The organism is Corallococcus exercitus, from assembly GCF_003611585.1.
GTDB classification, from domain to species: domain Bacteria; phylum Myxococcota; class Myxococcia; order Myxococcales; family Myxococcaceae; genus Corallococcus; species Corallococcus exercitus.
Genome location: NZ_RAVW01000451.1, coordinates 1 through 7,476 on the forward strand (window position 1 = coordinate 1; position 7,476 = coordinate 7,476).

Genomic DNA, 7,476 nt, shown 5'->3' on the forward strand with positions numbered 1-7,476 from the left:
CTGCTGCTGCGCGGGCGGCTCCGCGGGCTTCGGCGTGCAGGCGGTGATACCGGCGGCGGTGGACAGCACCGCGAGCCATGCGAGGTTCTTTCGTCCCAGCCCCATCACGTGACGCTCCTTGTGTTCGTGCGGCGAATAGAAAAGGGGCGCGAGCCTCGTGGCCCGCGCCCCTTCAGGTCAACGGCCCGTCGTCACCTTACGGCAGCGAGGGGTTGTTCTCCGCGAAGTATTCGTGGCTGTCCGCGTTGTCACGCGCGCGCGTGGGGTTGGTCTTCGCCAGGTTCTTCGCGGCGCTCTGGCCGTAGGCCCAGTCGTCCGTGCCGGCCACGACGGTGAAGTGGCTCATCTCGTGGACCAGCGTGCCGGCCTTGGAGTCCGTGCCCGTGGTGGGGGCGCTCCAGAAGGCGCCGCACACGTAGATCTTGTACGGCGAGCCCGGGTACACGTACGCGTAGGTGCCGCTGTCGCTGCAGCTGCAGTCCACCACGACGGCGGCGGACGCGAACGCGTTCTTGATGCTGTTGAAGTGCGTCTTGATGGTGCTCCAGTTGGTGGTGGAGTACGTGCCGAACCACGTGGTGAAGCGGCTGGTCGCGGACGGCGTACCGCTCAGGTACGAGTACGCGTTGTTGGAGTACGTCTGCGCGCCGCTGAACGCGGACGCGATGGAGCTCTGCTCGGAGCTGGTGCAGGCGCCGGAGTAGGACAGGCTCTGGCCCGTCACCTGGCGCATGGCCTCGGCCTCGTCGCGGGTGTTGCGGCGGCCCTCGATGAAGAGGTTCACCGAGTTGGACGACAGCGCCGTCACGCCCTCGCGCGCCTCCAGCTCGTAGCGGATGGTGTAGGTGCCGGAGACGGACAGGTCATACGCGTCCGACACGACCACCGGGCCGGAGATGCTCTGGCCGGGGGCAATCGTGATGAGGTCCTCGGAGCGGCCCAGCACGCGCTTGAAGTGCGCGCCGGTGTACTCCACGGGCTGGCCGTCGCGGGACACCGACAGGCGGCCCTCGTTGAGGCCCTCGCCCGGCGCGTCCCACCGGTAGATGCTGACCGGCGCGGAGGAGGTGTTGGTCAGCGTCACCTCCACCGTCACGCGCTCGCTGGCGGCCATGGAGGCCTTGCCCGCGGACACCTGCGCCGTCAGGGCGCCCTGGGCCTGCTCCGTGGCCTCGGCCGGGGTGGTCTCACCCTCCGCCGGAGGAGCGCCGCAACCACTCAGCAGGGAAACGCCGACCACCGTGCCCATCAGCCACTTGAAACCGCGAAGGCTCTTGCTCACGAGGAACTTCCTTTCGGAAACGACGCGACGGAAAACGCCCAAGGGGGAATGCCCGGGTCCGCATGCTTATAGGGGAAACCGGGCCCGCTCATGATGGCACGAAATACTGTGAAATAAATGCCTACCGACTATCCGGGTTCACGCCGCGTCGCGGCCAACCGTGGCCGGCAGCGTTAGTCTTCACGCGGCACGCATTGCGTGTCGCACCTACGAAGACACAGAGAAGGGGTGGCGGACGATGCGCGCGGTGGTGTTCGAGCACGAGGAGCACGAGGGGCCAGGCCTGCTGGGGCCGGCGCTGGAGGCGGCGGGCTTCACGCTGGTGCGGCGCTTCCGCACGGTGAAGCGCGAGGACGTGGACGCGCCGCTGGTGGTGGTGATGGGTGGACCCATGGGCGTGTACGAGGCGGACGCCCACCCGTTCCTCAACGAGGAGCTGGCGTTGCTGGGGGAGCGGCTGGCGAACGACCGCGCGTGCGTGGGCGTGTGCCTGGGTGCGCAGCTGCTGGCGGCGGCGGCGGGGGCGACGGTGTCGCCGGGCAAGAACGGCTTCGAGGTGGGAGTGGGGCCGGTGCGCTGGACGCAGGACGCGCTGAAGGACCCGGTGATGGCGGGCGTGAAGCCGCGCACGGCGGTGGCGCACTGGCATGGGGACACGTACACGCCGGTGCCCGGCGCGACGCTGCTCGCGTCCACGGACCGCTACACGCAGCAGGCGTTCCGGCTGGGGAGGTCCTACGGCTTCCAGTTCCACCTGGAGCTGACGGCGCAGGAGCTGGGGCGCTGGCTGGAGCTGGGGGAAGAGGACCTCGTCACCCGGGGCAAGGACGTGGCGGCGCTGAAGGCGCAGCTGCCCAAGCTGAAGGCGGCGGAGGCGGAGAACACGGAGCTGTTGCACCGGCTCGCGCATCAGCTGGCCAAGGGCCTACGCTGACGGCGGTCCATGGGGAGGGCCGGACGCCATGAAGCTGACGCGCCTGCATGTGCACCACTACCGCGGGCTCGCGCCGGACACGGTGCTGACGTTCGGCCCCACGCTCAACGTGGTGGTGGGCGCGACGGGCAGCGGCCGCACGACGCTGCTGGAGCTGGTGTCCGCGGTGCTGTGCTCGGACTTCTCCGGGCTCCTGCGGGAGCCGTTCGCGCTGGATTACGCGCTGCGCTTCGACGCGCTGACGGTGGACGTGGCCGTGCGCAACGAGCCGCCCGCGGCGCTGCCCGCCACGGTGGGGGAGGGCGGCCCCACGGGCCCGGGTGCCGCACTGGCGCTGCCGCCCGGGGCGCTGGCGCACGGGCTGATGCCCTCCATCGTGGCGACGGTGCGGTGGGACGCGGCGGAGGACGCGCGGCTCGTCATGCGCGCGAGCGCCACGGGCTTCGCGTGCGAGGTGGCGGGCGCGGCCGGCTTCTCCAAGCGCATGCACTGGTCGGTGCTGGACCGCTCCGTGTGGACGCTGCTCTTCATGGCCGCGCAGTACCTGGAGCGCGGCGTGAAGGACCGGCTGAAGGACCTGCTGCGCGAGACGTTCCTGCTGGCGCCGCCGCGCTTCGACGAGTCCCTGGGCATGTTCGAGCGCATCGGCGCCATCCGCTACGCGATGGAGCAGCGCGGAGAGGAGCTGTTCCCGCTGGGCCTGATGGCGCTGCCCACCTGGATGCCCGGCTGGCTGCGTGAGCAGGTGGAGCACGAGCCCGTGCCTCCGGCGCTGCTCCTGCGCCACGACGCCGTGCCCCGGAGCTTCCTCGCGCGCTTCGTGACGCTGGCGGGCTTCGCGTCGGGCACGCTGTCCGTGGACGTGACGGAGACGACGCCGCTGTCCCAGGGCGGACGGCTGGGCTTCAGTGGCTTCCGCTTCGCGTTCGTACGCGCGGACGGCACACCGGTGACGCAGGAGCAGCTGGGCCATGGCCAGAAGCGGCTGTTGTCCTTCCTCTACTACCTGGACGTGCACGAGGCCTTCGTCATCGCGGACGAACTGGCGGACGGGCTGCATCCGGACCTGGTGCGCGCGTGCGTGCACGACGTGGGCGGACGGCAGGCCTTCGTCACCAGCCAGAGCCCGCTCCTCTTCGAACACCTGACGTTCGCCAACGCGGAGCAGCTGCGCACGTCGTTGATCCGCTGCGAGACGGGCGCGGGACAAGGCGGCTGGCGGTGGACGCAGCCGACGCCGGAGGAGGCCGCGCGGTGGTTCGACGCGTACCGCGCGGGCTCCATGCCGCTGGGCGCGGTGCTGCGCGCCCAGGGCTTCGGGTGAGGCTCATCAGGGGCCCGTCAGCCCCTTGAAGAGGAAGTCGTCCTCGAAGCCGCGCGAGACGTAGTCGGCGTTGAGGTGGAGGGTGCCGGAGAAGTAGCCAATCCCCACGAACTCCCCATGCTTGTTCACCGCCACGTCCGTGAAGTACGGGCGCCCGGTCGACGAGTACGTGCGCCGCCAGGCCTGCTGTCCCTGGAGGCGCTCCAGCCGCGCGGTGAAGAGCGTGTAGCCGGCGGACGTGTCGGGCTCGGTGGAAGCGCCGCCCACCACCACGCTGTCGTCCTCGGCCACGGCGACCGCGCTCACGGGCTGTGGGTAGCTGCGCGCCCAGCGCTCCTCACCGGCCCGGGTCCACGCGACGAGGAAGCCGCCGCTGCCCTGGGAGGGATTCGGGACGGCCTGGCCCGCGAACGTGAAGGTGTCGCTGAACTGGCCTCCCGCCACCACGCGGTTGCCATGGACGGCGATGCCCATGGCGCCGCCGGCCGCGCCCACCAGCGGCCGCGTCCAGGCTACCGTGCCGGTGGGACCCACCTTCCAGACCTCCGGGTCGGGGTAGCGGATGCCGCTGAAATAGAAGGCATCCGCCTCGTCCACCGCGACGCTGGCGCCGCCGCTCAGGTCCCACTGCTCGCGCACGGTCCACTGCGCCGTGCCGGCGGCGTTGAACTTGGTGAGGAAGGCGGTCTGGACATCCGTCACCTGCGAGGAGTTGGGCCCCTGACCGAAGTCCACCGTGCGGAAGGCGGCGCCCGTCATGGCGATGGCGTCCTGGGAGTCGGTGACCAGGTCCCGGGGAGAGATGTTGCCCGTGAAGTGCCGGGCCCACTGGAACTGCCCCGTCTTGCGCAGCTTCAGCAGGAAGGCGCCCGCCGGCTGGAGCCCCCCGCCCAGGTCGATGGACTGATTCGACGCCCCCGCGATGAGGACGTTGCGCTCCCGGTCCACCGTGAGCGCCACCGCGTTGACGAAGTTCTGTCCGCCAGTCGGCAGCACGCCTTCGAAGGAGCGGGTCCACAGCAGCGCGCCGGCCGTCGTGTACTTCGCCACCGCGAAGCCGTAGCTGTCGGGGTTGCCCGAGCCGACGGGGCCCGCGCCCAGGTCCACGCAGCCCTGATAGAGGAACAGCGCGAGGATGTTGCCGTCGCGGTCGAAGGCCACCGCGTGGGCCTGGTCGGACCGGGGGGAGCCCAGGTGTTTCACCCAGACGAAGTCACCCCCCGCGAGCCCCGCCTCCTCTGTCCGCGGGGACGTCTCGGGCGCTTCCGCGGGCCCGCATCCTCCGAGCGCCACCACCGCCATGACGCTCCAGAGAAGCCGCCAGCCCATCACCCCGCGTGTCATTCCCATGTGCACCCCCGCTGTCCCCAAAGACAGACAGTGCGAGTTAGGAACGACCCAGACCCGGGGACACTGCCCCGGAGGGTAGTGTGGTTTTGCAAGCTGAACAGTCGTCAGCGGCCGGAGAGCAGCTCCGTGCTGAAGGAGAAGCCGCCCAGCAGGTAGGGCATGGCGTTCACGCGGTTCTCGTGTTTGAGGTACCAGCCCGCGATGAGCAGCACGGTGGGCTTGGTCATGACGCCGCCCGGCTTCGTGTCAAAGGCATACGCGACGATGGGGCCCACGCGGACGTGCTGGTTGGTGGGCAGGGTGCGCCCGGGCAGCGGCTCCACCGCGCTGGCGTCCTCGTCGTAGCGGGGCCACACGGCGGACAGCCGGGCACCCAGCGTCCACTGTCCGGCCAGCCAGAGCAGGTCCGTGTCATTGGCCAGCACCCAGCCCTTGCCGGGGACCAGCGTGTCCAGCGTCGGGTCGTAGAACGTGCCGCGCGCCCCGCCGTCGCGCAGGGACACGTTCCAGTACTCGATGGCCAGCTTCGTGCGCAGCGCCACGGACTTCACCTTCGCCTGGAGCATGGGCTCCACGAAGAAGTGGTGGCCGGAGGTGCCGTAGGCGGCGTCGTTGGTCTGGCTGCGGAGGTCGTCGTCGTAGGGCTGGAAGGAGTCCGGGTACGACTGGATGCTGCCGAAGGTGCCGAAGTACTGGACGTACTCGTAGCCGGCGCGGAGGTTGAACATCGCCACCGGTTGCAGCTCCACCACGGGCCCCAGCTTGAAGAACGCGGGGCTCAGCTTGAGGCTCGCGCCGGCGCTGGCGTACGTGTCGCGCAGCAACATGGAGGGGCTGTCGAAGAGGCGCTTCTGGTAGACGAGCCGGTTCTGCGACTCGAGCCCCAGCGGGTTGTAGCGGACCACGTTGAGCGTGGTGAAGTAGACGCGGCGCTCGGGCAGGGGCGGCTGCACCGGGGGCGGCACGTCCTCCGTGACGGCGGGCTGGGGCTGCTGCGCGGCCCCGGGCGCGCCCAGGCCCAGCAGGGCGAGCAGCGCGGCGCGCGTGAGCCCCTTCGACAGGGACGGGGAGCGGACAGACGTCGGGCGCTGCGGGTACACGTTCGCGGGCATGCGTCCTCTCGGCGGGAGTCCGCGAAGAAGGGCCCCCGGGCAAGGGCCCCGCGTCGCGGGCAGCGGGAGCGTCGTGCACCTGACGCGCGCGCTTCAAGACGCACCAGGACGAAGCCCGCCGTGACACCCGGCGTCACCGGAGGTTCCTGGGCGCGGGGCGGGCTTCAGAACGTGAGCTGGAAGCGGGACAGGAGGACGTTCTCGGGGGCGCGGTCGCCGTCCGGAGCGCCGCCCTCGTAGTTCGTGCGGTGGAAGTTCAGGGCGAAGCGCACGCGCCGGTTGAGGACGAAGGTGGTGGCCACGCCGAAGCCCTTCGCGTTGCTCACCGAGCGCGCGGGGTTGGCGAAGCGGGGGAAGGCGGCGTCGTCCAGGTCCAGCGCGTGGTAGCGCGCCGCCACCTCCAGCGCGCCGCCCTCCAGCGTCTTCGGATTGAAGGGCCTCGTCGGCCGGGCGCCCTCGAAGGAGGCCTTCCCACCGAACACCCACGACACCGCCGTCTGCCACGCGTGGTGATGCAGCCTCGCGCGAGCATCCCCGACCTGCACCTCCTGCGACGAGCGCACGTACTCCGCGAGGATGCCGAAGGAGCCGTAATAGAAGTGGCCCTGGGGGGACAGCCGCAGGTGCTGGCCGTGCGCGGTGACGGTCTCCCCGGGCTCCGCGTTGCTCAGGTAGCTGAAGATGACCTGCTGGCCCGTGCTGCGCGCGGGCGCGAGGCCGGTGTTGGTGGCCGTGCCGAACTGGAGGCCGCGCGTCACCGCGATGCCCAGTCCCAGCCCCTGGAGGAAGGACGGCTCGCGCCCCTTGAAGGGCAGGGCGAAGACGCGGGCGACCAGGTCGAAGCTGTCATCGATGTTGGCGTCGGTGCTGGCGCCGTCGGGGTCGCCATTCACCACTGCCAGCGAGTACTGCCACCGGCCGCCCCCGCCCTCGCCGTGCAGCTCCAGGCCCTCGTCGCGGTTGGGGACCAGGTCCACCGTGAGCGAGCGCTCGATGAAGGGGTTGTCCATGTCGGACTGGAGCAGCTCCAGTCCGAACGGCGTCTTGAAGCGGCCCGCGCGCAGGCGGACCCACTCCCCCGGACGGAAGTCGATGTACGCGTCCTGGATGATGGATTGCCCGTTGCCGAAGTCCGGCATGAAGCGGAAGTCGATGAAGCCGAAGAGCGTCCCGTCCAGGATGGGCCGCATGCGCCGCACGATGAACGTGTTGGTGCCGGTGCGGTCCGTGTCCTCCAGGAAGAAGCGCCCGTCGCCCTGGAGCTGCCCACGCAGCTTGAGCACGAAGGCCTTGTCCGCGGACGACAGCGTGAAGCCCTCCTCCGACACCTGGACGACCGGCGGCTCCGAGGCCTTCGGAGGCTCCGGGGCCTGGGCCCGCGCCTGGGGCACGGCGAGCAGCAGGCCCGTGGCGGCGACGAGTGCGGCGGAGGAGAAGGCGGACACGCGGGGACCTCTGGGGGACGGGCGCCAGG

General features: G+C 70.6%; 6 protein-coding genes. 2 read left to right on the forward strand and 4 right to left on the reverse strand.

The genetic code is table 11. The features are described from left to right. Window positions 1-196 precede the first annotated feature (196 nt). Complete coding sequence (locus D7W79_RS35390) at window positions 197-1,282, reverse strand: M35 family metalloendopeptidase (protein ID WP_120529729.1); 1,086 nt, start codon at window positions 1,280-1,282, stop codon at window positions 197-199. Window positions 1,283-1,520: 238 nt separating this feature from the next. On the opposite strand from D7W79_RS35390, the gene D7W79_RS35395 reads away from it, so the two are divergent. Then, entirely contained in the window at window positions 1,521-2,216 is a 696-nt protein-coding gene (locus D7W79_RS35395; RefSeq protein WP_120529730.1) for a glutamine amidotransferase-related protein, read from the forward strand. 28 nt (window positions 2,217-2,244) lie between these two features. Next, window positions 2,245-3,540, forward strand: coding sequence for an AAA family ATPase (locus D7W79_RS35400; protein ID WP_120529731.1), 1,296 nt, complete (start codon window positions 2,245-2,247; stop codon window positions 3,538-3,540). Between the two features lie 6 nt (window positions 3,541-3,546). On the opposite strand, the gene D7W79_RS35405 is transcribed toward D7W79_RS35400, so the two are convergent. From D7W79_RS35405 to D7W79_RS35415, 3 genes are all read right to left on the reverse strand, one after another. After that, the gene (locus D7W79_RS35405; protein WP_147442211.1) at window positions 3,547-4,890 is read right to left on the reverse strand and encodes a hypothetical protein; all 1,344 of its coding nucleotides are present in this window, start codon (window positions 4,888-4,890) and stop codon (window positions 3,547-3,549) included. A 104-nt stretch (window positions 4,891-4,994) separates the two neighbouring features. Continuing rightward, window positions 4,995-6,002: a hypothetical protein gene (locus D7W79_RS35410; protein WP_120529733.1), complete on the reverse strand. Its 1,008-nt coding sequence runs from the start codon at window positions 6,000-6,002 to the stop codon at window positions 4,995-4,997. Between the two features lie 164 nt (window positions 6,003-6,166). Next, on the reverse strand, window positions 6,167-7,476 hold a 1,310-nt coding region (locus D7W79_RS35415), incomplete at its 5' end, for an OprO/OprP family phosphate-selective porin (protein WP_338078836.1).

Bases quoted from the DNA above. Each gene is read 5' to 3' on its own strand.
- D7W79_RS35395 (WP_120529730.1), top strand. From the start codon at position 1,521: ATGCGCGCGGTGGTGTTCGAGCACGAGGAGCACGAGGGGCCAGGCCTG.
- D7W79_RS35400 (WP_120529731.1), top strand. From the start codon at position 2,245: ATGAAGCTGACGCGCCTGCATGTGCACCACTACCGCGGGCTCGCGCCG.
- D7W79_RS35405 (WP_147442211.1), bottom strand. From the start codon at position 4,890: ATGGGAATGACACGCGGGGTGATGGGCTGGCGGCTTCTCTGGAGCGTC.
- D7W79_RS35410 (WP_120529733.1), bottom strand. From the start codon at position 6,002: ATGCCCGCGAACGTGTACCCGCAGCGCCCGACGTCTGTCCGCTCCCCG.